Here is a 26,125-nt window from a genome sequence, read left to right on the forward strand (position 1 = left end):
GGGCAACCCGACCACCCCACCGCCCAGTGGCGGTTCCGGCCAGATGATCGTCGGTCAGCAGTCCGGCCGGTGCCTGGACGTGCCGAACTCGAGCACCAGCAACGGCACCCAGATCCAGTTGTACGACTGCTGGGGTGGCTCGAACCAGCGGTTCACCCACACCTCGAGCAGGCAGCTGACGGTGAACGGCAAGTGCCTGGACGCCGCGAACCAGGGCACCAGCAACGGCACGCGGGTGACCATCTATGACTGCCACGGTGGCGCGAACCAGCAGTGGAACATCAACTCCAACGGCACGATCACCGGAGTGCAGTCGGGGTTGTGCCTCGACGCCGGTGGCAGCGGTAACGGGGCGATGATCCAGCTGTACAGCTGCTGGGGTGGAGCAAACCAGCAGTGGAGTCGCCGCAACTGATCCGTCGTTTCGGGGCCAGGCGCTGATGAGCCTGGCCCCGTTCGTCGTTCAATCCTGACCACTCACCGTCATGGGTGCGGTGCGTGCGAGCGCCACCAACCGGCGGCGATGGCGGGCGGGCGTCCAACGGCCGGAGGCGAGGCGGCTAGGCTGGGTCATTGTGCTCGTACTGGTGGTGGACAGCTCGACCCCGGCGGTGACGGCGGCGCTCGTCGAGGTCACCGCGAGTGGCGTCACGACCCGGGCGCACCGGTGCACGGTCGACGCACGGGCGCACGGCGAACTGCTGGCTCCGCAGGTGGACGCGGTCCTCGCCGACCTCGACGCCCGCCCGGCCGACCTGGGCGCGATCGTCGCCGGGCTCGGCCCCGGCCCGTTCACCGGGCTGCGAGTGGGGCTGGTCACCGCCGCCACGATGAGTCAGGTGCTCAGCATTCCGGCGTACGGTGTCTGCTCGCTGGACGCCATCGGCCACCCGGCGGCAGCGGGCGAGCCGGTGCTGGCGGCGAGCGACGCGCGACGCCGGGAGATCTACTGGGCGGTCTACGACGGTGCCGGCGAACGTCTGGTCGGGCCGGAGGTCAGCGCGCCTGCGGTGGCCGCCGAGCGGGCCCGCGACCTGGCCGTCACCGCGGCGGTCGGCGACGGTGCGCACCGCTACGCCGACACCCTGGGCCTGCCGCTGCGCGACGAGCCGCGGTACCCGGACGCGCATGCGCTCGCCACCCTGGCCGCCGAGCGGATCCGGGTCGGTGCGGCCGGTGATCCGCTCACCCCGCTCTACCTGCGCCGACCGGACGCGGTGGCGGCCACCGCCCGCAAGCCGGTGCTGCCGTGAACGGGTTGCGACCCACCCGGTTCCGTTGGTGGCACATCGACGAGGTGCTGCCGATCGAGGCGGATCTCTTCGGTGCCGAGCAGTGGTCCGCGGCGATGTTCTGGAACGAACTGTCCCACGGGCACTTCTACCGGGTGTGCACCGACGACGACGGCGGCGTGCTCGGCTATGCCGGGCTCGCGGTCGCTCCGCCCGACGAGGCGTGGGTGCAGAATGTCGCGGTCCGGCGGGACGTCCAGCGCCGTGGGATCGGCCGGCTGCTGCTGGAAGCGCTGCTCGCCGAGGCCAACCGGCTCGGCGTCCGCGCCGTGTTGCTGGAGGTCGCCGCCGACAACGCTGCGGCCCAACGGCTCTACGCGATGCACGGTTTCGAGCCGATCGGCGTACGGCGCGGCTACTACCAATCGAGCAACACCGACGCGCTGGTGATGCGGCGCATCCAGGATTGAGATACCCATGGCTGACGAACCACTGATCCTCGGCATCGAGACCTCGTGTGACGAGACCGGCGTCGGTGTGGTGCGCGGGCACACCCTGCTCGCCGACGCGCTCGCGTCCAGCGTGGACCAGCACGCGCGATTCGGTGGGGTGGTGCCGGAGGTGGCCAGCCGGGCACACCTGGAAGCCATCGTGCCGACGATGGAGCGGGCGCTCACCCAGGCGGGGGTGACGCTCGCCGACGTCGATGCGATCGCGGTCACCGCCGGGCCGGGCCTGGCCGGGGCGCTGCTGGTCGGGGTGGCTGCGGCCAAGGGGTACGCGGTCGCCGCCGAGAAACCGGTCTACGGCGTCAACCATCTCGCCGCGCACGTCGCGGTGGACACGCTGGAGCACGGTCCGCTGCCCGAGCCGGCGATCGCGTTGCTGGTCTCCGGTGGCCACTCGTCGCTGCTCCTGGTCGACGACCTGGCCCGGGGGGTGACCCCGCTGGGTGCCACCATCGACGACGCGGCCGGCGAGGCGTTCGACAAGGTGGCCCGCCTCCTTGGTCTACCGTTCCCCGGTGGGCCGCACATCGATCGGGAGGCGAGGGCCGGTGACCCGGCGGCGATCGCGTTCCCGCGCGGCCTGACCGCTGCCAAGGATCTCGTGGCACACCGCCATGACTTCTCGTTCTCCGGCTTGAAGACCGCGGTGGCGCGGTGGGTGGAGGCACGCCAGCGGGCCGGTGAGGCGGTTCCGGTCGCGGACGTCGCCGCGTCCTTTCAGGAGGCGGTCTGTGACGTGCTGGTCGACAAGGCTTTGGACGCCTGCCGTGGCCGGGGTGTGGAGACGCTGGTGATCGGCGGGGGAGTGGCGGCCAACTCGCGGTTGCGGGCGATGGCCGAGCAGCGGGCCGCCCGGCACGGCATCCGGGTCCGGGTGCCCCGACCCGGGTTGTGCACGGACAATGGCGCGATGGTGGCGGCCCTCGGGTCGCACCTGGTCGCTGCCGGTGTCGCGCCGAGTCGGCTGGACCTGCCTGCGGATTCGGCCATGCCGCTGACCACGGTCAGCGTCTGAGGAGGACGGCGACGTGATCGTACGGATGTGGGAGGCGCGGGCGGAGCCGTACGCGCTCGCCGACCTGATCACCTGGGTCTGCGACAGCGCCCTGCCCGAGTTCGAGCACGACCCGCTGCACGTGTCCAGCGAGGTCTTCTCCTCCACCGACCACCGGGTTGTGGTGATCTCCAAGTGGCGCAGCAACCCCCGGCCGCTGCCCGACCCGCCGGTGATGCTGCTCGCCCGGCCGCCGCATTCCTGGGACTTCACCCAGGTCGACCGCTGAGGCGGCGGCGACGCGGAGCGGGCACGCTCAGCGGATGGTCACCGTGGTGGTGGCGGTGGAACGGTCGATCTCGCTGGTCCGAGCGCTGACTCGCAGCGTCCAGTCACCGGCGACCGGGAAATGCATCTCGGCGGTGCCGTGATGTGGCTCCAGCGCGAAGATGTCGACGGTGATCGGCTCGATGCCGGCCTCCGGCAGGGCTGCGGTGACCGTCCACTCCGCCACCGGCAACTCCTTCGCCTGCGGGGTGTAGACGTACGCGTGCAGGCTGTTCGTGGTGCCGGCGACCGCCGGGTAGATGTCGAACTGGAGGGTGAACAGGTCGGTGGTGAGCGACTGTGCGACGCCCTCCCGGGTCACCCCGTCGGCGGTGGTGCCGGCGGCGCGGCCGGGAGGCGTCTGTACCAGCACGGCGGTCAGCGCCAGCACCACCGCGGTCACGGCGAGTTCCACACCGGCTGCCCGGGTGACCCACTCGGGGCGGCTCGCCGCGACCTGCCGGCGGACCAGCCGACGTTGTCCGGCCGCGATGGCCAGCACCCCGGCCAACAGTGCCGCCTTGCCCAGGAGCAGGCGACCGTAGGTGCTGCCCCACAGAGCGGAGGGCCGGCCGAGTTCGATCGCGGCCTGAAGGATTCCGGCGGTGACGAGCCAGGCCACGGCCAGCGTGGCCCACCGGGACCAGGCCGGCAGGATCCGGGCGAGGACCCGCCGGTGGGTGCCCCGGAGCAGGAACACGGTCAGGGTGAGCAGCCCACCCAGCCAAACGGTGACCCCGGCGATGTGCACGGTGGTCAGCACGATGCTCACCGGCGGCACCGGCGAGGCGATCGGATGCCCGGCCAGTGGCCAGGTGACCAGGCCCGCCACGCCCGCCGCCGCGAGCGCGCCGGTCCGCCAGCGCCCGGCGGTGCCCCGGGTGACCGTCGGCAGCAGCGCCGCGGCGAGGCCGACCAGCACCAGACGTACCGCCAGCACCACGCCGACGTCGGTGTCGGCGACCGCACGCAGGTCGGCGGCGGAGAGCCGACCGACCGGTACACCGACCACCTGCGCCGCCTGCCCGATCCAGGTGCCGAGCGTGCCGGCGGTGATCAGCCCGAGGCCGATCAGCGCCATGACGGTCGCCCCGCGTCGAGACCGGCGGCGGGGCCAGAGGGTCGCGGTGAGCAGTGGCGGACCCACAGCCAACAGCAGGCCCAGGTAGCCGAGGTACTTGGCCACCGGCATCAGCATCCCGGCCGGTGTCGCGTCCGCCTCGGCTGGCAGTGGTGGGGTGGCTGACGGCGCTCCGGCGGCGAAGGTGAAACTGCCCGCGACCGGGTGGCTGTCCGCCGAGATGACGCGATAGCTGACCAGGTAGGTGCCGAGCGGACGGTCCGCGGGCCGCAGGGTGATCCGCATGGTGCTGTCGCGGACCTCCGGATCGCCGACGTTGATCCGCTTGCCGTCGGGTGCCAGGACCTGCACCCGGCCGGGGACCACGGCGATGGTCTCGCTGAAGGTCACCAGCACCTCGCGCGGCGCGTACCCGAGCACCTCGTCGCGTTCCGGAGTGGTGGCCACCACCACGGCGTGCGCCGCCGCTGGGCCGGCGGGGCCCAGGGCGGCGCACAGTCCAACCAGGATCAACCCGAGCAGGGCAGCGGCTCGGGCGCGGGCGGTCATCGGTCGGGTGGTGGGGGTCAGGAGCGACGGAACATGCGGTACGTGAGGAAACCGCCGGTGCCGAGGGCACCTAGGAAGATCGCCCAGATGACGGTGTTGCTGACGCCGATCTGCGGACCGGTGTTGGCCGACGCGGCGGCGAGCAGCCCGTCGTTGCCCGGGGCGGGCAGCGCGGCGGGCGGAAGCTCGGCGTACCGGACCAGACCGGTGCTCTCCAACATGTCCATGTGGTCGCCGACGAACGTGTTGGCCGCGTTGGCCAGTTCCCGGACGACGTCGTTGCGGGTGCTGGCGCGGACCGCGCCGATGACCGGGAAGATCTTGCCGTGGGCGACCCGCAGCCGGGTGACGAAGATCTGGTCGAAGCGGGCGCCGTTGGCGTTCTTCATCTCGTCCAGCCAGCCCTGCTGCTCCGCGGTCGGGTTGGCGGGGATGGTGGCACCCAACTTGTTGGCCGCCTCCACCGTGAGTCGGTCCAGCTCCTCGTGCTGCCGGGCGATCTCGGCACCGACTTCGCGAACCGCCCGTGACTGGCCCTTCTCGGCAGCCATCTGCCCGGCCGGCATCTCCCAGAGCCCGGCCAGCCGTACGCCGTCCAGCAGGGCCTGGTCGGCGGCGGCGAGTTGCTGCGCGGCAGGCGCGGCCAGCGCCACGCCGGGCAGGACGACGAGGGCTGCGGCGATCGTGGTGAGCAGCACCGCCAAGTGACGGGACCGGTTGCCCTGCCAGCGACGAGCGGAATCCAGCGGTGCCATGTCTGCGGCGCCTCCTCGGACGAGAACCGATCGTTGAGCGACGGACCTCCACACCTCATCGGCCGTCCGTCCGCAGACTGGTACGGATTGTCTGGCCGATCAGTTCACCTCATGACGAAACCGGTTCGCGAAAACGTGAAGTGGAGGTCAGCCGACGTCGAGTGGGTCGGCGAGCAGCCGATCGAAGGCGAGTTCGGCGGCACCGACCAGGGGAGCGTCTTCGCCGAGCATCGGCGTACGCAGCCGGACGTGCTCCAGGCAGGCCGGCAGCCCGTTGCAGTTGAGCCGGCTGCGTACCTGGGCGGCGGCGGCCAGATAGAGGTCGCGCATGGTGCCGCCGAAGATGACCATCTCCGGGTTGAAGATGTTGACCAGGTTGGCGACCCCGAAGCCGAGCCAGTCACCGGCCTGTCGTACCGCAATCTGGGCCTGGGCGTCCCCACGGTCGGCGGCGTCGAAGACCGCCAGCAGTGCTTCCCGACCCCGGGCGTCGGAACGGCCGGCGGCCCGGAGCAGCCCGTGCTCGCCGATCTCGGTCTCCCAGCACCCCCGGTTGCCGCACTCGCAGCGAGCCCCGTCGCGGACCACGACCATGTGCCCCACCTCGCCGCTGTAGCCGCCGTGCCCGGTCAGCCGCCGGCCTCCGGCGATGATGCCGGCGCCGACGCCGACGTCGCCGTAGAGGTAGATGACGTTGTCGCAGCCCGCCGCCGCGCCACGAGCGTGTTCGGCGAAGGCCGCCACGTCGGCCACGTTCCCGACCGTGACCGGCACGTCGAACCCGAGTTCCGTGCCGAGGGCGGCGCCGATCGGTTCGTCCACCCAACCGGTGGTCGGCCCGAGCCGGACCAGCCCGTCGTCGCGGCGGACCATCCCGCAGACCGCCACCCCGGCACCCACGCAGACGGCATCCTCCGGCAGCGCCTGGCGCATCTCCTTGACCGCGCTGGCCAGCAGCGGGGCGGCTTCCGCAGCGCTGAGACCGCGTGGGCGGTCCAGTTCCCGGCGGTCGAGCACCGCGCCGCCGAGCCCGACCCGCGCGGCCCGCAGCCGGTCCACCTCGATGCTGTACGCGTAGGCGAAGATCCGGGCCGACTCGGGCCGGACGACCAGTGACGGTCGTCCGGCCCGACCGGTTTCCTTCGGCGCCCCCTCAGTCACCAGGCCGGCCGCGGCGAGGTCGGCGGTGAGCGCGCCGATGGTGCTCCGGTTCAACCCCAGCGCGGTGGTCAGTTCTGCGCGGGTGGTCGCGCCGTGCACGTGCACGAAGCGCAGCAGGGCACCCAGATTCTGTCGACGAATCTCGTCCTGGCTCGGTCCTACGCGCATCGGGTCATGACTACTTTCGGTGGCGGATCAGCGGCTGCCGGTGGCGGCGGCTCGTCTACGCGACAGTGCGTCGACGCTGGCTGCCAGGAGCAGCACCACGCCGGTGACCACGTACTTGACGCCCGAGCTGTAACCCATCAGGCCCATGCCGTTGTCGATCACCGCGACCACGGCACCGCCGAGCACCGCGTCCAGGACCCGGCCCTTGCCGCCGAAGAGACTGGTGCCACCGATCACGGCCGCGCCCACGGCGTAGAGCAGCACGTTGCTGCCACCGGTGTTCGGGTCGACCGAGTTGGCCCGGCTGGCGGCGACGATGCCACCGACCGCGGCCATGGTGGAGCAGATGACGAAGACCGAGATGCGGATCCGGTCCACGTTGATGCCGGCCCGCCGGGCGGCCTCCTTGTTGCCGCCGACGGCGTAGATGTGCCGGCCGTAGCTGGTGCGCTGGAGCACGAAGGTCCAGACGATGAGCAGCACGGCGATGAGCGGCACCACGATCGGAACGCCCTTGAGCGAGCTGATCAGCACGTTGCGGCTGCGTTCCAGGTTGAGCACGTAGACCGCGAGGCCGAGGACGACCGCCAGCCCGCCGATCCGGGCGAGCACCACGGCGAACGGGTCGGTGACCAGGCCCCGTGCGGCGCGGCTGCGATGGCGGAGCAGTTGAACGGCGGCGTAACCGGCGACGGCCACGGCGGCCAGTACCCAGCCGAGCAGCGGCGGCAGGTTGCGGTTGGCGATCGCCACCAGCACCGAATCGCGTACCGAGATGTTGCGGCCTTCCTCCATCAGCAGTAGCACCACGCCCTGGAAGGCGAGGAAGCCGGCCAGGGTAACCACGAAGGAGGGGATGCCGATCTTGGCGACCAGGACGCCGAGCGTGGTGCCGATCACCATGCCGGTGAGCACCGCGGCGGCCACCGCGACGTACCACGGGTAGCCCAGGACGGTGACCACGTTGGCCAGCACCGCCGCGCAGACGCCACTGGCGAAGCCGGCCGACAGGTCGATCTCACCGAGCAGCAGGACGAAGACCAGGCCCATCGCGATCAGGGTGACCGCCGCGCCCTGGGTGAACAGGTTGGCGAAGTTCCCGGCGGTGAGGAACGACGGCCGCATGATCGAGAAGACCGTGCAGAGCACGAGCAGGCCGAGTACGGCGGGCAGGGCGCCGATGTCGCCACCGCGTACCCGTCGCCAGTAATCGCGGACGTGGGTGGCGACGGTGGGTGCCGGCGTGACGGCGGCCGGCCCGTCCTGCTTGACGACGGTGGTGCTCATGAGACGCCTCCCGTGGTGCTGCCGGCCGGCGCCGCGCCGTTACCGTTGGTAGCCGGTTCGGTAACGAGTCCGAGCTCGCCGGAGCGACCGGCGGTGATCAGTTCGACCACCTGGGCGTGAGTGATGTCGGTGGTCTTCACCTGGGCGACCATCTGCCCGAGGTAGAGCGCGGCGATCCGGTCGGAGACCGCGAAGACGTCGTTCATGTTGTGTGAGATCAGTACGACGGCCAGGCCGTTGTCGGCCAGCCGTCGGACCAGTTCGAGCACCTGGGCGGTCTGCGCGACGCCGAGCGCGGCGGTCGGCTCGTCCAGGATCACCAGCCGGCTGTTCCAGAGCACCGCCTTGGCGATCGCCACCGTCTGGCGTTGGCCGCCGGAGAGGCTGGAGACGTGCTGGCGCAGCGACTTGACGGTGCGTACGGAGAGCCCGGCGAGGGTCTCGGCCGCCATCTGTTCCATGGTCGGTTCGTCGAGGACGATGCCCCTGCGCTTCTCACGGCCGAGGAACATGTTCTGCACGATGTCGAGGTTGTCGCAGAGTGCGAGGTCCTGGTAGACGACCTCAATGCCGAGCGAGGCGGCGTCGCGCGGGCTGTGGATGCTCACCGGTTGGCCGTCGAAGATGAACTGTCCGGCGTCGGTCGAGTAGATGCCGCTGATGCACTTGACCAGGGTGGACTTGCCGGCGCCGTTGTCACCGACGAGTGCGGTGACCTCGCCCGGGTAGGCGGCGAAGGCGACGTCGCGCAGGACCTGGACGGGACCGAAACTCTTGTCGATCCCGCGTAGCTCCAGCAGAGGGGTCGCGGACACGGGGTTCTCCTTATTTCGCGGAGGGAGATCGGGGCCCGTCCAGCGGCGCACGCCGCCCGGCACGGGGTCACCGTGCCGGGCGGCGTCGCCTAGGCGGGGTGCGGTCAGCTGATGCCGGCTTCGGTGCAGAGCGCAGCGAAGTCACCGGTGCAGACCTGCTCCTTGGTCACGTAACCGTCGGCGATGACGTCCTTGACGTTCTCCTTGTAGATCGCCTGCGGGGTGAGCAGGACGGCCGGCACGTCCCGGCCACCCTCCGGGTCCTTGACGGTCTGGCCGGTCTCCTTGCGCTCGCCCTTGGCCAGCGCGATGGCCAGCTCGGCGGCGGCGTCGGCCTCCTGCTTGACCGCCTTGTAGACGGTCATGCACTGGTCACCGGCGAGGATGTTCTGCAGCGCCTGCGGGTCGGCGTCCTGGCCGGTCACCGGCACCTTGCCGTTGAGCTTGTTCTTCTTCAGCACCGAGATGGCGGCGTTGCCGAGGCCGTCGTTGGCGGAGAGCACACCGTCGATCTTGCCGCTGGTCTGGGTCAGCATCTGCTCGAAGATCGTGGCGGCCTGGGCGTTGTCCCAGTCGGGAACGTCCTGGTCCGGGCCCTTGACGTACTCGTTCGCGTCGAACTTGGGCTTGAGGACCGAGTCGTACCCGTTCTTGAACAGGGTGGCGTTGTTGTCGGTCGGCGAGCCGTTCAGGTACGCCACGACCGGCTTCTCGACCTTCTGGTCGGTCAGGCACTTGACCAGGCCCTCGCCCTGGAGCTTGCCGACAGCCTCGTTGTCGAAGCTGACGTAGTACTCCGCCGAGCCGCCCAGGGTGAGGCGGTCGTAGTCGATGGTGGCGACGCCCTGCGACTTGGCCTTGTCGAGGACGGCCTTACCGGTGCCGGAGTCCAGGTTGACGATCATCAGCGCGGTGACGCCACTCGTGATCATCTGGTCGGCGATGGTCTGGAACTGGGTCTTGTCGCCCTGCGCGTTCTGGATGTCGTAGTCGACGTTGGCGGCCTTGAACGCCTCCTCCAGGAACTTACGGTCCGCCGTCTCCCAGCGGACGGAGGACTTGCTGTCCGGCAGGATCACGCCGATCTTCGGGGTCTTGTCGGAGCCGGCCTGGTCGCCGCCGGAATCGTCGCCGCAGGCCGTCAGGCTGCCGAGGGCCAGCAGGCCCACGGTTCCGACGGCGAGGAAGCCCTTGCGCATGTGCAGGGTCCTTTCGAGGGTGGGGAAGGGTGTCGGTGTTTTTTGTTTTTGTTGTGCCCGGCAACGTATTGCGCGTCACACGCCAGCACAAGGGTGCGCAGCACACGAGTTTGTTGTCGGCGGTAACAATTCAGCAACGTGGTCGACACCCGGTCGCCACCGTCCGTCTGCCGGAGCCGAGATCCGTCCGGCTCGCGCACGGGCCGGATCGGATCAGTCGGCGGCGAGACACGCGGTGCGCGCCTCGGTGAGCGCGATCAGATCCCCCGGAGCCAGCTCCACCTGGAGTCCTCGGCGTCCGGCCGAGACGTACACCGTCGGGTGGTCCAGGGCGGAGCTGTCGAGCACCGTGGGCAGGCGGCGGCGTTGGCCGAGTGGGCTGATACCGCCGCGTACGTACCCGGTGGCCCGCTCGGCTGCCACCCGCTCGGCCAGCGTGGCCCGCTTACCGCCCACCGCCGCCGCGAGCGCCTTCAGGTCGAGTTCGCCGGTGACCGGCACCACCGCCACCGTCAACACCCCGTCGACCTCGGTGACCAGGGTCTTGAAGACCCGCTCCGGTGCCACCGCGAGCGCGGCGGCGACCAGCGCGCCGTAGTTGGGCGCGTCAGGGGAGACGTCGTACGGGTGCGTGCGATGGTCGACCTTGCGCTTTGCCAGCAGCACGATCGCCGGGGTGCCACGTCCCGCCATGCTCGCCAACGTAGACCCGGCCGGACGGTCGAACCACTGCCTTCTCACCGAGTGGTTCGGCAAGGCTGGTTCAGGGGGTCGGGCGGCAGACCAGGACCGTCGGGGCGGCGGCCACCCGGGTGAGCACCAGGCTGGCCGGCTGGTCGCCGGCCAGTCGCAGGTCGCGTCGGAGCCGCTCGGGCTCCAGCGCGGAGCCGCGCTTGAGGATCTCCACCCGGCCGACCCGCCGTTCCCGCAGCAGCGCCCGCAGTCGCTTGAGGGAGAACGGCAGCACGTCGGTCACCTCCAGACAGCGGGCGTACGGCGTGGGCGTCGCCGCGTCGGCGTAGAGGTAGGCGATGGTCGGGTCGGCCAGCGTGGCGTCCAGGTCAGCGGCCAACTCGGCGACCAGATGCGCCCGGACCACTGCCGGATCCGGGTCGTAGACGAAACGTCGCACCGGCCCGACGTCCGCCTCCCGCGTCCCCGATCCGGTCAGCTGATGCACCGACGCGCCGTTGCCCAGGTGAAGCTCCCCGCTGCCACGGTTGCTCCCGCCGTCGGCCAGGCCACCGGTCGGGTGATAGCAAGGGTCCCCTGCTATACCGGAGGCGTTAACAGGGGGCCCTTCCTTGCATATGGTGGCGCGGCGGGGGACATCGGGCAGGTCGCCGCACCAGAGGGTTGCCTCGACCAGGTCGCCGTCGACGCTCACCCACTCGGCCTCGGCGCCGGGCGGGATCAACGCGTGGTCGATCCCCGGCGCGACCTTCACCACCGTGCGCGGCACCCGCTCGGCCAAGCCGGTGACGAAATCCCACGGCGGCGAGTACGAGTTGGGGTCGAAGATCCGGCGGCCGGTTCCGGCGCGGCGTCGGGCCGGGTCGCAGAAGACCGCCTCGACCCGGGTCACGTCGAAGGCGGTCGCGTCGCCGCACTCGACGGTGACCAGCTCGGCCAGCCCGGCGGCCTGAGCGTTCGCCTCGGCCAGCGCGGCGGTGAGCGGGTCCGCCTCCACCGCGTACACCCGGATGCCGGTGCGGGCGGCGGCGAGCGCGTCGGCACCCAGCCCGCAGCCCAGGTCGGCGAGCGTGCTCACCCCGGCGGCGCGTAGCCGCTGCGCCCGCCGGTCCGCGACGATCCGCCGGGTGGCCTGCTCCAGGCCGGGCCGGGTGAAGAACATGGCGCTCGCCGCCGGCCCGAACTTGCCCACCGCCCGGCGACGCAGCTCCGCCTGGGTCAGCGCCGCCGCGGCGAGTCCGGCCGGCATCCCGGCCGAGCGCAGCGACGCGGCGGCGACCAGCGGATCACCGCCGGCCACCCGAGCCGCCGCGTCGAGCGCGGCCGACCCCTCGGGCGTACGCAGCGCGGCGAACTGCTCCAGATCCACCCGCCCATTCTCCCGCCCCACCCGACTGCCCGAGGCGCCCGCCCGTGCGCGGCGTGATCGTCTGCACTTCAGTGAGTCGACACGCCGAGGTCCGAGTCACTGAAGTGCAGACGATCAATGTGCGGCCGACCGGGCTCGGCGGGGTGGCCGGCGGCGGGGGTGGGGATCAGTTGGTGGTGTGGTGGGTGGTGATGAAGGCGCGCCAGGCGGTCCGGGTGAAGGCGAGCACCGGGCCGGCCGGGTCCTTGCTGTCGCGTACGGCGACCACGCCGGGCAGGTTGTCGGCGACCTCCACGCAGGCGCCGCCGTTGCTGTTGCTGCGGGAGGATTTGCGCCAGGCGGCACGGGTCAGGTCCATGACTTCGCCACTTCCTCGATCAGGCGGGCGGACTGCCGGCGCGGCAGCGCCTCACCGGCCACAGTCTCCCAGCGCCGCCCGAGGCTGGCAAGGTCGTTCGAGCTGTCCACAGTGTGCCCCCGGAGTTGGTTGTCCAGGTGCGCCACCTCGGTGCCGTCGGCGAGCCGGGCCAGCACGAACGGGCCGTTGAGTCCGGGGTACCACGGGGTCTCGGCCGGCACGATCCGCACCTGCACGTGCGGGCGGTCGACGAGGGTGCGCAGGTGCTCCAACTGCTCGCGCATCGTCGCGCGCTCGCCGACCTGCCGGCGCAGCGCCTGCTCGTCGAGCACCGCGACGAGCTGCGGTGGCTCCTCGCGGGTGAGCACCTCCTGCCGGGCCATCCGGGCCAGCACCCGCTTCTCGATCTGCTCGTCGGTCAGCGGCGGGCCGGCTCGGAGCATCGCCCGCGCGTACGCCTCGGTCTGGAGCAGGCCCGGCACCACGGCCGGGTCGTACCAGCGCAGCGCGACCGCCTCGCGTTCGATCTCGCCCCACGATCGGAACCAGTCCGGCTCGGCGTGCAGCCGGATCAGCTCCAGCATCCCGACGAAGAGACCGCCGGTCTCCAGCACCTTGTCGAACCGGGCCAGGTAGTCGGCGCTGAGCTGGTTCGGGCCGATCTCCATCGCGCTCACCGCCGACGTGGAGTAGTTGATCATTTTGCTCAACTCCTCCTGGCTGAGCCCGCGCATCTTGCGGGCCCGGCGCAACTGGTCGCGCAGGAATCCCAGGGTTGGTATGTCGGCCATCTGTCCGCCCTCCGTGACGTGGTCGCGCCGGAGAGTAAGGGTGAGTCGCCAGGCGGGGAAGTAAATGTCGGCGTGTTGCGGTCAACGCTGGCGGAACTGTGGTGCCGACGTTGGTCGGAGGGCGATCAAGGGCGGTGCGGTGGTGCGCACGAGGGTGGGGAGATGGCGACACCGGCCCGCCGGATTGGCACTCTCCTTGACGGAGTGCTAGCCGAGGAATAACCTGCGATTAGCACTCTCACCCTGAGGGTGCCAACCTCCGGGCCCTGGTGTCCGGGGGTTGAACGCCAGGCGGACCGGCACCCGCGACGACGGCCCCGCCCGGTGGCATGTGGCAGATTGACGCCGGTCGGCATGCCGATCGGCAACGAAACCAAGTACCCCAGGAGGGTATGCCCGTGACTACCGCGACCAAGGTTGCGATCAAGCCGCTCGAGGACCGCATCGTGGTCCAGGCGAACGAGGCCGAGACCACCACCGCCTCGGGCATCGTGATCCCCGACACCGCCAAGGAGAAGCCGCAGGAGGGCACCGTCCTCGCTGTCGGCCCGGGCCGGATCGACGACAAGGGCAACCGTGTGCCGATCGACGTCTCCGTCGGCGACACCGTCCTCTACTCGAAGTACGGCGGCACCGAGGTCAAGTACGCCGGCGAGGAGTACCTGGTGCTCTCCGCCCGCGACGTCCTCGCGGTCATCGAGAAGTAAGACAGACCGATCAGTGTCGTTGCCCCGGTCCGGCTCGCCGGGCCGGGGCAACGTCGCTTCGAAGGGACATTCATGGCGAAGATCCTGAGCTTCTCGGACGACGCGCGGCACCTGCTGGAGCACGGTGTCAACGCGCTTGCGGACACGGTCAAGGTCACCCTCGGGCCGCGCGGGCGCAACGTCGTCCTCGACAAGAAATTCGGTGTGCCGACGATCACCAACGATGGCGTGACCATCGCCAAGGAGATCGAGCTCACCAACCCGTACGAGAACCTCGGCGCGCAGCTGGTCAAGGAGGTGGCGACCAAGACCAACGACGTCGCCGGCGACGGGACCACCACCGCGACGGTGCTCGCCCAGGCCATGGTTCGTGAGGGCCTGCGCAACGTCGCCGCCGGTGCCAACCCGGCCGGCCTCAAGCGGGGCATCGACGCCGCCGCCACCAAGGTCTCCGAGGCGCTGCTCGGCAAGGCCGTCGAGGTCTCCGACAAGAAGTCGGTCGCCCACGTCGCGACGATCTCCGCGCAGGACGCCACCATCGGTGAGCTGATCGCGGAGGCGATGGAGAAGGTCGGCCGCGACGGTGTGATCACCGTCGAGGAGGGCTCGGCGCTGCAGACCGAGCTGGACGTCACCGAGGGCCTTCAGTTCGACAAGGGCTTCATCTCGCCGAACTTCGTCACCGACGCGGAGGCGCAGGAGTCGGTCCTGGAGGACGCGTACGTCCTGATCACCACGCAGAAGATCTCCGCGATCGAGGAGCTGCTGCCGCTGCTGGAGAAGGTCCTCCAGAACAACAAGCCGCTGCTCATCATCGCCGAGGACGTCGAGGGTCAGGCGCTGTCCACCCTGGTGGTCAACTCCATCCGCAAGACCCTCAAGGTCTGCGCGGTCAAGGCGCCCGGCTTCGGTGACCGCCGCAAGGCGATGCTCCAGGACATGGCGATCCTCACCGGCGCCGAGCTGGTCGCCCCCGAGCTGGGCTACAAGCTCGACCAGGTCGGCCTGGAGGTGCTGGGCAGCGTCCGGCGCGTCGTGGTCGACAAGGAGAACACCACCATCGTCGACGGTGGTGGCCAGGCCAGCGAGGTGGCCGACCGGGTCGCCCAGATCCGCAAGGAGATCGAGGCCTCGGACTCCGAGTGGGACCGGGAGAAGCTCGCCGAGCGGCTCGCCAAGCTCTCCGGCGGCGTCGCGGTGATCAAGGTCGGCGCGGCCACCGAGGTCGAGATGAAGGAGCGCAAGCACCGCATCGAGGACGCGATCGCCGCGACCAAGGCCGCGGTCGAGGAGGGTACGGTGCCCGGCGGCGGTGCCGCCCTGGCGCAGATCCTGTCGGTGCTCGACGACGACCTCGGCTTCACCGGCGACGAGAAGGTCGGCGTGTCGATCGTGCGCAAGGCGCTGGTCGAGCCGCTGCGGTGGATCGCCCAGAACGCCGGCCACGACGGTTACGTGGTGGTGCAGAAGGTCAGCGACAAGGAGTGGGGCCACGGCCTCGACGCCGCCGTCGGCGAGTACGTCGATCTGACCAAGGCCGGCATCATCGACCCGGTCAAGGTGACCCGCAACGCGGTCACCAACGCCGCGTCGATCGCCGGTCTGCTGCTCACCACCGAGAGCCTCGTGGTGGAGAAGCCGGCCGAGCCGGAGCCGGCCGCAGGTGGCCACGGCCACTCGCACGGCCACGGTCACAGCCACCAGCACGGCCCGGGCTTCTGAGCCCCTGCCGTACGCCGGACGTGGGGCGCACCGTCGACGAGGCGGTGCGCCCCACGCGCGGATAGCGGACGCTACGGCCACTTCCGGACCGGTGGTCGGTGGGAAAGACTGGGCGGGTGAGCAGCACGACACCTCGGTTCGCCGCCCTGGCGGGCATCGCCGCCGCTGCGGCGGCGATCGGCGCCGCCGAGTTGGTTGCGGCCCTGACCGGCCCCCGGTCGTCGCCGCTGGTCGCGGTCGGCGGTCTCGTCGTGGACACCGCCCCCGAGCCGGTCAAGCGGTTCGGCATCGAGGTCTTCGGCACGTACGACAAGATCGCCCTGCTGATCGGTACGGCGCTGCTGCTCGGCGGCTTCGCCGCACTGCTGGGCCTGCTGGCCGTCCGCCAACTGGCGGTGGGTCTGGCCGGCATCGTCGTCTTCGGCGGGATCGGTGCGGCAGCGGCCCTGACCCGGGCCGGCGCGGATGCCGCCGATGTGTTGCCGGCACTGGTCGGGGCGGCGGTCGGCGGGCTGGTGCTGTGGGCGTTCGTCGCTGGTCCGCTGGAACTGGACCCGTGGCCCTGGTCCTCACCGACGGTCTCCGGCCCCACCGAGTCCGCCGGAGGTACCCCGGTTGCCGAAGGTCCAGGGCAGCGGGTCGACCCGGATTCGCGGCGGCGGTTCCTCACCGGTGTCGGCACTGTGCTCGGGGTGGCCACCGTCGGGGGAGTGGCAGGGCGGTGGCTGGCCGGCCGTCAGGGGGTGTCAGCCGCCCGCGAGGCGATCACGCTGCCGGCCCCGGTCTCCACCGCGCCGCCGGTGCCGGCCGGGGCCGACCTGGCCGTGCCGGGGCTGGCCAGCTACGTCACGTCGAACCGGGGCTTCTACCGGATCGACACCGCGTTGGTGGTGCCGCAGGTCGATCCGAGGACCTGGCGGCTACGCATCCATGGACGGGTGCGCAACCCGGTCACACTGAGCTACGCCGATCTGCTCGCTCGACCCATGGTGGAGCGGTACGTGACGCTGGCCTGCGTGTCCAACGAGGTTGGCGGCGACCTGATCGGCAATGCGCGCTGGCTCGGCGTACCGATCCGGGAACTGCTCGACGAGGTGGCGCCGTTGGACGGGGCCGATCAGGTGGTCGGGCGCTCCGTCGACGGTTGGACCTGCGGTACCCCGACTGCCGCGCTGCGCGACGGGCGGGACGCGCTGCTCGCCGTCGGCATGAACGGTGAGCCGTTGCCGGTGCGGCACGGTTTCCCGGTCCGGATGGTGGTGCCGGGCCTGTACGGCTACGTGTCGGCCTGCAAGTGGATCACCGAACTGGAGTTGACCAGCTTCGCTGACTTCGACGCGTACTGGGTCCCTCGGGGTTGGTCGGCGCAGGGGCCGGTGAAGACGCAGTCGCGGATCGACACGCCCCGCCAGCGCAACCGTCCGACCGCCGGCCCGGTCACGGTCGCCGGCGTCGCCTGGGCACAGCAGCGGGGCATCGACCGCGTCGAGGTACGCGTCGACGAAGGACCCTGGCAGGAGGCCCAACTCGCGCCGACGATCTCGGTGGACACCTGGGTGCAGTGGTCGTGGCAGTGGCAGGCCACCCCGGGCAAGCACACCCTCCAGGTCCGGGCGACGGACGGCACCGGCGAGACGCAGACCGGCGAGCCACGCGATGTCGCGCCGGACGGCGCTACCGGTTGGCACGCCGTCACGCTCACCGTCACCTGATTCGTCCCGCGCGCGGTGTCGGTTGGCTGGTTTGCCGGTGGACAGCGCGACGCCGCGTCCAGATCTGGACGCGGCGTCGGCGGTGCTGTCGGTCAGGCGACGTTGCGTTGGTTGGGCACCGTCGACCGGTGCGAGCCGCCCAGCCGGGCCTCCATCCGGTTGATGTCGACGCGGGTCTTCCGGCGGTCGGCGAGGTCCTCCCAGCCGAGCGCGAGCAGCCGCAGCCGCTCGGATTCGCTCAGGCCACCCCACACGCCGTACGGCTCGCGTACGGCAAGGGCGTGCGCGGCGCACTCGGCGCGGACCGGGCAGGTACGGCAGACGGCTTTCGCGGAGGATTCCCGACGCAGCCGGGAGGAGCCCCGTTCACCGTCGGGGTGGAAGAACTGGGCGCTGTCGCGGCCCCGGCAGGCACCGAGCCGCTGCCAGTCCCAAAGGTCGATGATGGGTCCGGGCAGTCTACGTACGTTCGACATCAGCACCCCTCCTCCCGCGCGGCACCGCGCGACGCTTGTGGCCGGTTGTCCGGGCGGCGGGCCGCGCAGGCGCACCGTTCCGGCCTGGCACTCCCTACCCGCACGCCTCTCGGCTCACACGTCTTTGATCCAAAACACTTCGCAGGTTGCACCAAATGCCCTATCTGTCGGAAAAGTTGGGAGGATTGCCCGGAACCTCCTCCCGACCGGGGTCGGTCGTGGTCTGCTCGTCAGCGGAGAGGAGATGCCTGTGCGTACCGTTCTCGTGTGCGTTCGAACGCCGCTCGCGGCGCAGCACCTGACCTCCGCGGCAGCGCGGTTGGGATTGTCGGGTGCCGTCCGGACGGCGGTCTCCGATCCCGAGGTGATGTTGCGGTTGGCTGAGCGCCCCGCCGACGTGGTGCTCGCCGACACCGCACTCACCCGCCCCGACAGCGCCGGCTTCGTCCGCCGGGTCCTGGCCCGCGCCCCGCAGGCCGCCGTCCTGCTGCTCGGTGTCGAGGAGTCCGAGGCGGCGGCAGCGACCATCGGCGCCGGGGCGCGTGGGCTGATCCAGGGGGTCGACCAGGATCTGACCAGCGCCGTGGCCAAGGCGCTGTTGCTGTTGGCCGCCCCCGGCCGGGCCAACCGGCACCGGATCGCCGATCCCGCCCGGGATGCCGCGGCCGTGGGCAGCCCGAACCGGCCCGCGCCCGGCGGACGCACCGGCGGCGAGACGCCGGCCGCCTGGCCGGCGACGGACGCGGCCGGCGGGCCGGCGATGGTGCCGGTGCAGCGTGGCGACGACCCCGCCGAGACGGGCAACGAATCCGAGCCGGACAAGCCGGCGTCGCCGCCCCGGCCCGACCGATCCACGATCGGCCTTACCGAGCGGGAGCTACAGGTGCTGCTCGGCATGGCCGAGGGCAAGAGCAACGCCGAGATCGGTCGGGAACTGTTCGTCTCCGAGGACACCGTGAAGACCCACGCCCGACGGCTGTTCCGCAAGCTCGGCGCCCGCGACCGGGCGCACGCCGTGGCCGCCGGCTTCCGGGCCGGACTGGTCGCCTGAGGTGCGACGGCGGACAGTCGCCGCAGCCCAGCCCGGAAGCGACAGCGGTTTTGTGGAGTTGGACGGCGGGTAGTGCGACGACATGCCTGACTGGGGGGCGATGTTCACCCCGACCGTCCCGCTGTTGGAGATCTTCATCAGGGGAACGGTGACATTCCTCTCCGTGCTCCTGCTGATGCGGCTGACCGGCCAGCGCGAGGCCGGCGGGTTGGGCATCACCGACGTGTTGCTCGTCGTCCTGGTCGCCCAGGCGGCCGCGAGTGGCCTCGTCGGAGAGACCAGCAGCATCGTCGACGGCATCCTGCTGGTCGCCACCATCGTCGGCTGGAGTGTGGCGCTCGACGCGGCGTCGTACCGATGGCCGCACCTGGCCCGCCTGATCAAGCCCCATCCACGGATTCTGATCAACAATGGGCGGCTGAACAGGCGGCTGATGCACCGCGAGTTCATGACCCGCCAGGAGGTGCTCAGCCAGCTGCGGCTGCATGGCATCGAGGAGCTGAGCGAGGTGCAGCGGGCCTATCTCGAACCCAACGGGATGATCAGCGTGGTGCGCCGGAACCAGGACGCGGTGGACGAGCCGGTGAAACCGCCCATGGAGCCCTGAGCCGGCTCAGCCTCCGGCGCCGGCCTCGTCCTCGGTGCCCTCGCTGAGGGTGTCGTGCACCCCGTCGGCGTAGCCGCGGGCGTAGTCCCAGGTGACGTAGTGGTCGGGGTCGGGATCGTAGGCCGGCTCGTGCACCCGGGGACGCCCGGAGCTGAGCAGGTGCCGCAGGTTGCCCCGGAGCAGATCCCAGTCGAAGTAGTGCGGTTCCCGGCAGTCCTCACACTCGATGACGAGCCCGCGTACGCCGATCGGCGCGAGCAGCGCCTGGTAGATCTCCAGGTCGGCGAGGTCCTCCAGCACATCCTGGCGCTCGACGTCGGTCAGCGGGTCCAGCGGCGGGTCGTCGCCGGGGGCCTCCAGGTCAGCCGCCGGATCGGTCGGGTCGCCGGTGAACGGGTCGATGGGATCGTCGTGCACCCCCTCACCGTAGTCCCATGCCACCGTCGACGCCTGTCCCCCGGTGCGCGAGCCGTTACCGGGCGGGTGGCGCGCGGTTCGGGTGGAGAAACCTTCAGTGGGTACGATGAGGCTGACGCAACCCTCGCCCGGCGGTCGCCGGTGCCCCCCGTGCCACCTCGCTGAAGCCCGGTTCGAACAGCTCAGGAGAGCAATCGTGGAGAATTCGCCCCGTACCGACCTTTCTGCTGGCATCGAGGGCGGCGAGCTGGGCGGCCATCTGCCCGAGCTGCCCGCCGGTTCGGCCAGGGTGGTGCCGCTGGGGCTGACCTTCGACGACGTGCTGCTCCAGCCGGGGGAGTCCGACGTGGTGCCGAGTCGGGTGAACACCATCACCCGGCTGACCCGCAACGTCTCGCTCTCCATCCCGCTGCTGTCCAGCGCGATGGACACGGTCACCGAGGCCCGGATGGCGATTGCGATGGCCCGCCAGGGCGGCATCGGCGTGCTGCACCGCAACCTCTCGGTGGAGGACCAGGCGCTCCAGGTCGACCTGGTCAAGCGTTCCGAATCCGGCATGATCACCAACCCGGTGACGGCGAGCCCGGATGACACCCTGCGCGAGGTCGACCAGCTCTGTGGGCGCTACCGCATCTCCGGTGTGCCGGTGGTGGATGCGCAGGGGCAACTGGTGGGCATCGTCACCAACCGGGACATGCGCTTCGTCTCCGACCCAGCCCTGCCGGTCCGCGAGATCATGACCAAGGCACCGCTGGTGACCGCCCCGGTCGGGGTGAGCAAGGACGAGGCGCTCGGCCTGCTGCGCCAGCACAAGGTCGAGAAGCTGCCGATCGTCGACGGCGCCGGCAAGCTGCGCGGGCTGATCACCGTCAAGGACTTCACCAAGAGCGAGCAGTACCCGAGTTCCACCAAGGACGATGCGGGGCGGCTGCGGGTGGCGGCGGCCATCGGTGTCGGCGAGGACGCGTACAAGCGGGCCCGGGCACTGGTCGACGCCGGGGTCGACGTCATCATCGTGGACACCGCCCACGGCCATCAGCGTGCGGTGCTGGAGATGGTCAGCCGGCTGAAGAAGGACGTCGCCGTCGACATCGTCGGTGGCAACGTGGCTACCTACGCGGGGGCGAAGGCGCTGGTCGAGGCCGGAGCCGACGGCGTGAAGGTCGGGGTCGGACCGGGAGCGATCTGCACCACCCGGATCGTGGCGGGTGTCGGCGTGCCGCAGATCACGGCGATCATGGAGGCGGCCCGGGCGGCCCGACCGGCCGGCGTGCCGGTCATCGGCGACGGCGGCATCCAGTACTCCGGGGACATCGCCAAGGCACTGGTCGCCGGCGCGGACACGGTGATGCTCGGCAGCCTGCTGGCCGGTTGCGAGGAGAGCCCCGGTGAGCTGATCTTCGTCAACGGCAAGCAGTTCAAGACGTACCGCGGCATGGGGTCGCTCGGTGCCATGCAGTCCCGTGGGCAGGCCAAGTCGTACTCCAAGGACCGCTACTTCCAGCAGGACGTGACCAGCGACGAGAAGCTGGTCCCGGAGGGCGTCGAGGGCCAGGTGCCGTACCGTGGGCCGCTCGCCCGGGTTGCCCACCAGCTGGTCGGCGGCCTGCGGCTGGCGATGGGGTACGCCGGCGCGGAGAGCATCCCCGAGCTGCATCAGCGGGGTCAGCTCATCCGGATCACCGCGGCCGGGCTCAAGGAGAGCCACCCGCACGACATCCAGATGACCGTCGAAGCGCCCAACTACCACACCCGCTGACCCCTCCCACCACCCCCGAACACATCTGGAGTGCCCCATGCGTGACGTGGTCGAAATCGGGCTGGGCAAGACCGCGCAGCGCGGCTACCACCTGGACGACATCGCCATCGTGCCGTCCCGCCGGACCCGGGACGTCGACGACGTCTCCACCGGTTGGCAGCTCGACGCGTACCAGTTCGGCATTCCGTGTGTCGGGCACCCCTCCGACGCGACGATGAGTCCGGCCTCGGCCGTGCGGCTCGGTCAGCTCGGCGGGCTCGGCGTGCTCAACGTCGAAGGGTTGTGGACCCGCTACGAGAACCCGAGCAAGGTGCTGGAGGAGCTCGGCGGCCTCGACGAGGACGCCCGCGCCACCAAACGGCTCCAGGAGGTGTACGCCGAGCCGATCCGGCCTGATCTGATCACCGAACGGGTTCGTGAGCTGCGCGACGGTGGCGGCACGGTGGCGGTGCGCGTCTCCCCGCAGCACACGCTGGCGCTGGCTCCGGTCATCCTCGACGCGGGCGTCGACCTCCTGGTCATCCAGGGCACCATCGTCTCGGCCGAGCACGTCTCGACCACCGACGAGCCGCTCAACCTCAAGGAGTTCATCGCCGACCTCGATCTCCCGGTCATCGTCGGTGGCTGCACCGACTACAAGACGGCCCTGCACCTGATGCGGACCGGCGCGGCCGGCGTGATCATCGGTATCGGTGGAGACGAGTGGTCCACCACGGAGTCGGTGCTCGGCATCCGGGTGCCGATGGCGACGGCGATCGCCGACGCCGCCGCGGCCCGGCGTGACTACCTCGACGAAACCGGCGGGCGGTACGTGCACCTGATCGCCGACGGTGACATCCGCACCTCCGGCGACATCGCCAAGGCCCTCGGCTGCGGCGCGGACGCGGTGATGCTCGGCGAACCGTTGTCGTTGTGCGAGGAGGCACCGGCCGGCGGCGCCTGGTGGCATTCGGCGGCCAGCCACCCGTCGCTGCCCCGGGGCGCCTTCGAGGCCGCCGGCGAGCCACTCGGCTCGATGGAGCGGCTCCTCTTCGGCCCCGCCGACGAGCCGGACGGCCAACTCAACCTCTTCGGTGGCCTACGCCGCGCCATGGCCAAGTGCGGCTACCGCGACCTCAAGGAGTTCCAAAAAGTAGCCCTAGTCCTAGACCGCTAACCCCCCACCCCCCGCCTCGTCGATCATGCAGTTGTGGCACCCGGTTGAGTAGGTGATGTCCGGTTCGCCACGTGCCACAACTGCATGATCGACGGGGTTGGCGCAGTAGGCTCGGGCTGGTGAGCAGCGGGTCGGGCAGGTGGTGGGGGGCCGGCGCGGCGGCCGTGGTCGTGGCCGTGGTGGCAGCGGTGGTGCTGGTCGGCGGCATTGGTGAGCGGGCGCCGGAGGGGTTCCGGGCCGGCAGCGCCGATCTCGGCGACCCGTACGTGCCGGGCAGCGGCAACGGTGGGTACGACGTCGCCCACTACCGGCTCGGGGTGCGGTACGACCCGACGGACGACCAGCTCACCGGGCGGGCCGAGATCACCGCGACGGCGACCCACGGACTGTCCCGTTTCAACCTGGACCTGTCCGGGTTGGAGGTCGACTCGGTGACCGTGGACGGTGCCGCGGCCGAGCACCGGCGGGACGACGGCGAGCTGGTGGTCACCCCGCCCCGGGGCATCGACTCCGGTGACCGGTTCACCGTGGAGGTCGCCTATGGCGGCGTGCCCGAGGCCGATGCCGACGGTGTGCTGGGCAGTGGTGGGTTCCAGCACACCGAGGATGGCGCGATCGCCCTCGGCCAGCCGCACTCGGCAGCCACCTGGTTCCCGGTCAACGACCATCCGTCCGACAAGGCCACGTACGACCTTGAGGTGACCGTTCCGGACGGGCTCGCCGCGCTCAGCAACGGGGTGCCGGGGGAGCGGACCAGCGCCGACGGCTGGACCACCTGGCGCTGGGCCGAGCGGTCACCGATGGCCAGCTATCTGACCACGTTGGTGATCGGCGACTACCGGGTCCAGACCGGCGAGCATGCCGGCAAGCCGATGGTCACCGCCGTACCCGACGCACTGCCGGCGACCGGGCCGGCGGCGACCTCCCTGGCCCGCACCGGCGAGATCGCCGATTTCCTCGCCACCCGCTTCGGGCCGTACCCCTTCGAGTCGTACGGCGGGGTGGCGGTCTCCGACAGCCGCATCGGGTACGCCCTGGAAACCCAGTCCCGGCCGGTCTACGGGCCGGGTTTCTTCCGCAGTGGCGAGCCGAACTACAGCGTGGTCGCCCACGAACTGGCCCACCAGTGGTTCGGCAACAGTGTGGCGCTGGCCCGTTGGGGCGACATCTGGCTCAACGAGGGCTTCGCCAGCTACGCCGAGTGGCTGTGGGAGGAGCACGACGGCGGGCGCAGCGCACAGCGCAACTTCGAGATCCAGTACGCGGCCACGGACTGGTCCCGGCGCACCCTGGATCCCGGCCCCGGCCGGATGTTCAGCACCGCCGTCTACAAGCGGGGAGCGCTGACCGTGCACGCCCTGCGCCGTACCGTCGGTGACGACGCCTTCTTCGAGATCCTGCGGACGTGGACCAGCGAGCGGCGCGACGGCACCGCCACCACCGCAGACTTCGTCGCCCTGGCCGAACAGGTCGCCAAGCGTGAACTGGGTTCGTTCTTCGACACCTGGCTGAGCGGCACCACCGCACCCGCACAGCCCTGACCCGCTGCCACCGTCCGATCGATGTTCGTCCGGTGATCACTTGATCGGTAGGCTGCGGCCTGCGATCGGACGGAGTCGATCGCTCGGGCCGGCCGCCGGTCGGTCCCGTGTCACGGGGAGGACGTGCGATGACAGGAGTGCGGACGCACCTGCGGCGGAGCGTGGCTCTGCTGCTGGTGGGGGCGTTGGGGGTGACCGGCTGTGATTCGGCCGCCCCGGAGGAGAAGGAGCCGAGTGCGGCACCGCCGAGTGAGTCGGCCGCGCCGGCGCCGGACTTCCAGCCGGGTGCCGCCGGGGGCGGCGATCCCTACTTTCCCAGCTACGGCAACGGTGGCTACGACGTCGCCGGCTACACGGTGAAGGTGCGCTACGACCCGGCGAAGGACCGGTTGAGTGGCGTCACCACGGTGCACGCGAAGGCGACCGCCGACCTGTCGTCGTTCAACCTCGACCTGGCTCACCTGAAGGTGAGCGAGGTCACCGTGGACGGTGCACCGGCACAACACCGGCAGGAGAAGAACGAACTGGTCGTCGCGCCCGCCGCAGGGCTGGTGTCCGGCCGGGACTTCACCGCGGAAATCACCTACGCGGGCAAGCCGAAGTCGCTGAAGAACCAGGCGGTCGGCGAGGGCGGCTGGCTGCACACCAGCGACGGCGCGATCGCCCTCGGCCAGCCCGAGTCGGCCAGTACCTGGTTCCCGGTCAACGACCACCCGTCGGACAAGGCCACCTACCGGTTTGAGATCACCGTCCCGGACGGACTGACCGCGATCAGTAACGGTGTGCCGGGCGGCAAGACCAGCGCCGACGGCTGGACCACCTGGCGTTGGGCCGAGAACACGCCGATGGCCAGCTACCTGAGCATGGTGGCGATCGGAAAGTTCCGGATCACCGAGGGCAGCCACAAGGGACGACCGGTGTTCAACGCGGTGACCACGAAGGTGTCCAAGGGCGCGGCGGACGCTTCGATGGCCAAGACCATCAAGGTGGCCGACTACCTGGAGACCGTCTTCGGTCCCTACCCGGTCGAGGCGTACGGCGGTGTGGTCGTCTCGGACGAGCGGATCCGGTACGCCCTGGAGACGCAGAGCAGGTCGGTCTATTCGGCGGGCTTCTTCCGCCGAGGCGAGAACACCGGCGTCGTCGCGCACGAGGTAGCCCACCAGTGGTTCGGTAACAGCGTGGCGCTCAGCCGGTGGCAGGACATCTGGCTCAACGAGGGACTCTCGTCGTACGCCGAGTGGTTGTGGGCTGAGCACACTGACGAGTTCACCGCCAAGGAGGCCTTCGACATCCGGATGGCGCGGGTGCCGGCGGAGGTCTGGCGTACGCCACCGGGCAAGCCGGGAGTGAAGAACATGTTCAGCGAGTCGGTCTACCAGCGCGGCGCGATGACGGTGCACGCCCTGCGGGTCTCCGTGGGCGACAAGGCGTTCTTCGAGATCCTCAAGACCTGGGCGCGGGAGAAGCGCGACGCCAACGGCACCACGGAGGAGTTCGTGGCGCTGGCGGAGCGGGTCTCCGGTGAGAAGCTGGAGAAGCTCTTCGACGCCTGGCTCTACGGCAAGAAGAAGCCCGCCGCGCCGAAGCGTCTCTAAATTTTTCGCCCTGGACCGGTCCCGCGCAGTCGTACACCGGGATGTTCCTCCGCCACCGGGCGAGATGCCGCCTCGCCCGCTGGCGGCCCGG

At 70.7% G+C, this 26,125-nt stretch carries 26 protein-coding genes; 14 read left to right on the plus strand and 12 right to left on the minus strand.

Annotated elements, in window-relative coordinates:
• The 5 genes from Vlu01_RS18390 to Vlu01_RS18410 all read left to right on the plus strand — a co-directional run.
• The coding region (locus Vlu01_RS18390; RefSeq protein WP_204001120.1) for an RICIN domain-containing protein at positions 1-415 on the plus strand (415 nt) is incomplete at its 5' end.
• Between the two features lie 160 nt (positions 416-575).
• Positions 576-1,253: a tRNA (adenosine(37)-N6)-threonylcarbamoyltransferase complex dimerization subunit type 1 TsaB gene (gene tsaB, locus Vlu01_RS18395; protein ID WP_204001122.1), complete on the plus strand. Its 678-nt coding sequence runs from the start codon at positions 576-578 to the stop codon at positions 1,251-1,253.
• A 5-nt stretch (positions 1,254-1,258) separates the two neighbouring features.
• Entirely contained in the window at positions 1,259-1,702 is a 444-nt protein-coding gene (gene rimI / locus Vlu01_RS18400) for a ribosomal protein S18-alanine N-acetyltransferase (RefSeq protein WP_373307449.1), read from the plus strand.
• Between the two features lie 7 nt (positions 1,703-1,709).
• On the plus strand, positions 1,710-2,756 hold the full coding sequence (gene tsaD / locus Vlu01_RS18405; RefSeq protein ID WP_204001126.1) for a tRNA (adenosine(37)-N6)-threonylcarbamoyltransferase complex transferase subunit TsaD: 1,047 nt from the start codon (positions 1,710-1,712) through the stop codon (positions 2,754-2,756).
• Between the two features lie 13 nt (positions 2,757-2,769).
• Positions 2,770-3,024, plus strand: a complete 255-nt coding sequence (locus Vlu01_RS18410) for a hypothetical protein (protein WP_204001128.1) — start codon at positions 2,770-2,772, stop codon at positions 3,022-3,024.
• A 27-nt stretch (positions 3,025-3,051) separates the two neighbouring features.
• Here Vlu01_RS18410 and Vlu01_RS18415 read toward each other — a convergent pair whose 3' ends face one another.
• From Vlu01_RS18415 to Vlu01_RS18460, 10 genes are all read right to left on the minus strand, one after another.
• Positions 3,052-4,692 (minus strand): copper resistance CopC/CopD family protein, encoded by a 1,641-nt coding sequence (locus Vlu01_RS18415; protein ID WP_204001132.1) that lies wholly within the window; start codon positions 4,690-4,692, stop codon positions 3,052-3,054.
• 17 nt (positions 4,693-4,709) lie between these two features.
• Positions 4,710-5,447, minus strand: a complete 738-nt coding sequence (locus tag Vlu01_RS18420; protein WP_204001135.1) for a DUF4142 domain-containing protein — start codon at positions 5,445-5,447, stop codon at positions 4,710-4,712.
• A 147-nt stretch (positions 5,448-5,594) separates the two neighbouring features.
• Positions 5,595-6,776 carry an ROK family transcriptional regulator gene (locus Vlu01_RS18425; protein ID WP_204001138.1) on the minus strand — a complete coding sequence of 394 codons (1,182 nt, stop codon included), beginning with the start codon at positions 6,774-6,776 and terminating at the stop codon, positions 5,595-5,597.
• Positions 6,777-6,803: 27 nt separating this feature from the next.
• Positions 6,804-8,063 (minus strand): sugar ABC transporter permease, encoded by a 1,260-nt coding sequence (locus Vlu01_RS18430; RefSeq protein WP_204001142.1) that lies wholly within the window; start codon positions 8,061-8,063, stop codon positions 6,804-6,806.
• Positions 8,060-8,878 carry an ATP-binding cassette domain-containing protein gene (locus tag Vlu01_RS18435; protein ID WP_204001146.1) on the minus strand — a complete coding sequence of 273 codons (819 nt, stop codon included), beginning with the start codon at positions 8,876-8,878 and terminating at the stop codon, positions 8,060-8,062. Before Vlu01_RS18435 ends, Vlu01_RS18430 begins: the two co-directional genes overlap by 4 nt.
• 104 nt (positions 8,879-8,982) lie before the next feature.
• Positions 8,983-10,077: a sugar ABC transporter substrate-binding protein gene (locus tag Vlu01_RS18440; protein WP_204001149.1), complete on the minus strand. Its 1,095-nt coding sequence runs from the start codon at positions 10,075-10,077 to the stop codon at positions 8,983-8,985.
• Between the two features lie 213 nt (positions 10,078-10,290).
• Positions 10,291-10,770, minus strand: coding sequence for a Cys-tRNA(Pro) deacylase (gene ybaK, locus Vlu01_RS18445; protein ID WP_204001153.1), 480 nt, complete (start codon positions 10,768-10,770; stop codon positions 10,291-10,293).
• Positions 10,771-10,840: 70 nt separating this feature from the next.
• Entirely contained in the window at positions 10,841-12,139 is a 1,299-nt protein-coding gene (locus tag Vlu01_RS18450; RefSeq protein WP_204001156.1) for a THUMP-like domain-containing protein, read from the minus strand.
• A 166-nt stretch (positions 12,140-12,305) separates the two neighbouring features.
• Positions 12,306-12,497, minus strand: coding sequence for a DUF397 domain-containing protein (locus Vlu01_RS18455; protein ID WP_204001159.1), 192 nt, complete (start codon positions 12,495-12,497; stop codon positions 12,306-12,308).
• Positions 12,488-13,288, minus strand: coding sequence for a helix-turn-helix domain-containing protein (locus Vlu01_RS18460; RefSeq protein ID WP_204001162.1), 801 nt, complete (start codon positions 13,286-13,288; stop codon positions 12,488-12,490). Before Vlu01_RS18460 ends, Vlu01_RS18455 begins: the two co-directional genes overlap by 10 nt.
• A 398-nt stretch (positions 13,289-13,686) precedes the next feature.
• On the opposite strand from Vlu01_RS18460, the gene groES reads away from it, so the two are divergent.
• The 3 genes from groES (at position 13,687) to Vlu01_RS18475 (ending at position 17,429) form a co-directional block, all read left to right on the plus strand.
• Positions 13,687-13,995 carry a co-chaperone GroES gene (gene groES, locus Vlu01_RS18465; protein WP_498070723.1) on the plus strand — a complete coding sequence of 103 codons (309 nt, stop codon included), beginning with the start codon at positions 13,687-13,689 and terminating at the stop codon, positions 13,993-13,995.
• Between the two features lie 72 nt (positions 13,996-14,067).
• Positions 14,068-15,717 (plus strand): chaperonin GroEL, encoded by a 1,650-nt coding sequence (gene groL, locus Vlu01_RS18470; RefSeq protein WP_204001165.1) that lies wholly within the window; start codon positions 14,068-14,070, stop codon positions 15,715-15,717.
• 116 nt (positions 15,718-15,833) lie between these two features.
• The gene (locus tag Vlu01_RS18475) at positions 15,834-17,429 is read left to right on the plus strand and encodes a molybdopterin-dependent oxidoreductase (RefSeq protein WP_204001167.1); all 1,596 of its coding nucleotides are present in this window, start codon (positions 15,834-15,836) and stop codon (positions 17,427-17,429) included.
• Positions 17,430-17,521: 92 nt separating this feature from the next.
• Here Vlu01_RS18475 and Vlu01_RS18480 read toward each other — a convergent pair whose 3' ends face one another.
• Positions 17,522-17,905 (minus strand): WhiB family transcriptional regulator, encoded by a 384-nt coding sequence (locus tag Vlu01_RS18480; RefSeq protein WP_204001169.1) that lies wholly within the window; start codon positions 17,903-17,905, stop codon positions 17,522-17,524.
• A 250-nt stretch (positions 17,906-18,155) separates the two neighbouring features.
• On the opposite strand from Vlu01_RS18480, the gene Vlu01_RS18485 reads away from it, so the two are divergent.
• Positions 18,156-18,956 carry a response regulator transcription factor gene (locus Vlu01_RS18485; RefSeq protein ID WP_204001171.1) on the plus strand — a complete coding sequence of 267 codons (801 nt, stop codon included), beginning with the start codon at positions 18,156-18,158 and terminating at the stop codon, positions 18,954-18,956.
• Positions 18,957-19,038: 82 nt separating this feature from the next.
• The gene (locus tag Vlu01_RS18490) at positions 19,039-19,563 is read left to right on the plus strand and encodes a DUF421 domain-containing protein (RefSeq protein ID WP_204001173.1); all 525 of its coding nucleotides are present in this window, start codon (positions 19,039-19,041) and stop codon (positions 19,561-19,563) included.
• Positions 19,564-19,569: 6 nt separating this feature from the next.
• Here Vlu01_RS18490 and Vlu01_RS18495 read toward each other — a convergent pair whose 3' ends face one another.
• A complete protein-coding gene (locus Vlu01_RS18495) occupies positions 19,570-19,980 on the minus strand; it encodes a DUF5319 domain-containing protein (protein ID WP_204001176.1) in 411 nt (136 codons plus the stop codon).
• Between the two features lie 196 nt (positions 19,981-20,176).
• Between Vlu01_RS18495 and guaB the strand changes: the two genes are divergently transcribed.
• From guaB to Vlu01_RS18515, 4 genes are all read left to right on the plus strand, one after another.
• Complete coding sequence (gene guaB, locus Vlu01_RS18500) at positions 20,177-21,739, plus strand: IMP dehydrogenase (RefSeq protein WP_204001178.1); 1,563 nt, start codon at positions 20,177-20,179, stop codon at positions 21,737-21,739.
• A gap of 37 nt (positions 21,740-21,776) precedes the next feature.
• On the plus strand, positions 21,777-22,895 hold the full coding sequence (locus Vlu01_RS18505) for a GuaB3 family IMP dehydrogenase-related protein (RefSeq protein WP_204001180.1): 1,119 nt from the start codon (positions 21,777-21,779) through the stop codon (positions 22,893-22,895).
• A 119-nt stretch (positions 22,896-23,014) separates the two neighbouring features.
• Positions 23,015-24,436 (plus strand): M1 family metallopeptidase, encoded by a 1,422-nt coding sequence (locus Vlu01_RS18510; RefSeq protein WP_373307438.1) that lies wholly within the window; start codon positions 23,015-23,017, stop codon positions 24,434-24,436.
• Between the two features lie 128 nt (positions 24,437-24,564).
• Positions 24,565-26,034, plus strand: coding sequence for a M1 family metallopeptidase (locus tag Vlu01_RS18515; RefSeq protein ID WP_204001183.1), 1,470 nt, complete (start codon positions 24,565-24,567; stop codon positions 26,032-26,034).
• The last annotated feature ends 91 nt before the right edge of the window (positions 26,035-26,125 follow it).

This window comes from Micromonospora lutea (genome assembly GCF_016863535.1).
In the GTDB taxonomy this organism is placed as follows: Bacteria; Actinomycetota; Actinomycetes; order Mycobacteriales; family Micromonosporaceae; genus Micromonospora; species Micromonospora lutea.

Coding starts and splice junctions, on each gene's coding strand:
- tsaD (WP_204001126.1), top strand. CDS start 1,710: ATGGCTGACGAACCACTGATCCTCGGCATCGAGACCTCGTGTGACGAG.
- Vlu01_RS18415 (WP_204001132.1), bottom strand. CDS start 4,692: ATGACCGCCCGCGCCCGAGCCGCTGCCCTGCTCGGGTTGATCCTGGTT.
- Vlu01_RS18420 (WP_204001135.1), bottom strand. CDS start 5,447: ATGGCACCGCTGGATTCCGCTCGTCGCTGGCAGGGCAACCGGTCCCGT.
- Vlu01_RS18425 (WP_204001138.1), bottom strand. CDS start 6,776: ATGCGCGTAGGACCGAGCCAGGACGAGATTCGTCGACAGAATCTGGGT.
- Vlu01_RS18430 (WP_204001142.1), bottom strand. CDS start 8,063: ATGAGCACCACCGTCGTCAAGCAGGACGGGCCGGCCGCCGTCACGCCG.
- Vlu01_RS18440 (WP_204001149.1), bottom strand. CDS start 10,077: ATGCGCAAGGGCTTCCTCGCCGTCGGAACCGTGGGCCTGCTGGCCCTC.
- ybaK (WP_204001153.1), bottom strand. CDS start 10,770: ATGGCGGGACGTGGCACCCCGGCGATCGTGCTGCTGGCAAAGCGCAAG.
- Vlu01_RS18455 (WP_204001159.1), bottom strand. CDS start 12,497: ATGGACCTGACCCGTGCCGCCTGGCGCAAATCCTCCCGCAGCAACAGC.
- Vlu01_RS18460 (WP_204001162.1), bottom strand. CDS start 13,288: ATGGCCGACATACCAACCCTGGGATTCCTGCGCGACCAGTTGCGCCGG.
- groL (WP_204001165.1), top strand. CDS start 14,068: ATGGCGAAGATCCTGAGCTTCTCGGACGACGCGCGGCACCTGCTGGAG.
- Vlu01_RS18480 (WP_204001169.1), bottom strand. CDS start 17,905: ATGTCGAACGTACGTAGACTGCCCGGACCCATCATCGACCTTTGGGAC.
- Vlu01_RS18490 (WP_204001173.1), top strand. CDS start 19,039: ATGCCTGACTGGGGGGCGATGTTCACCCCGACCGTCCCGCTGTTGGAG.
- Vlu01_RS18505 (WP_204001180.1), top strand. CDS start 21,777: ATGCGTGACGTGGTCGAAATCGGGCTGGGCAAGACCGCGCAGCGCGGC.
- Vlu01_RS18515 (WP_204001183.1), top strand. CDS start 24,565: ATGACAGGAGTGCGGACGCACCTGCGGCGGAGCGTGGCTCTGCTGCTG.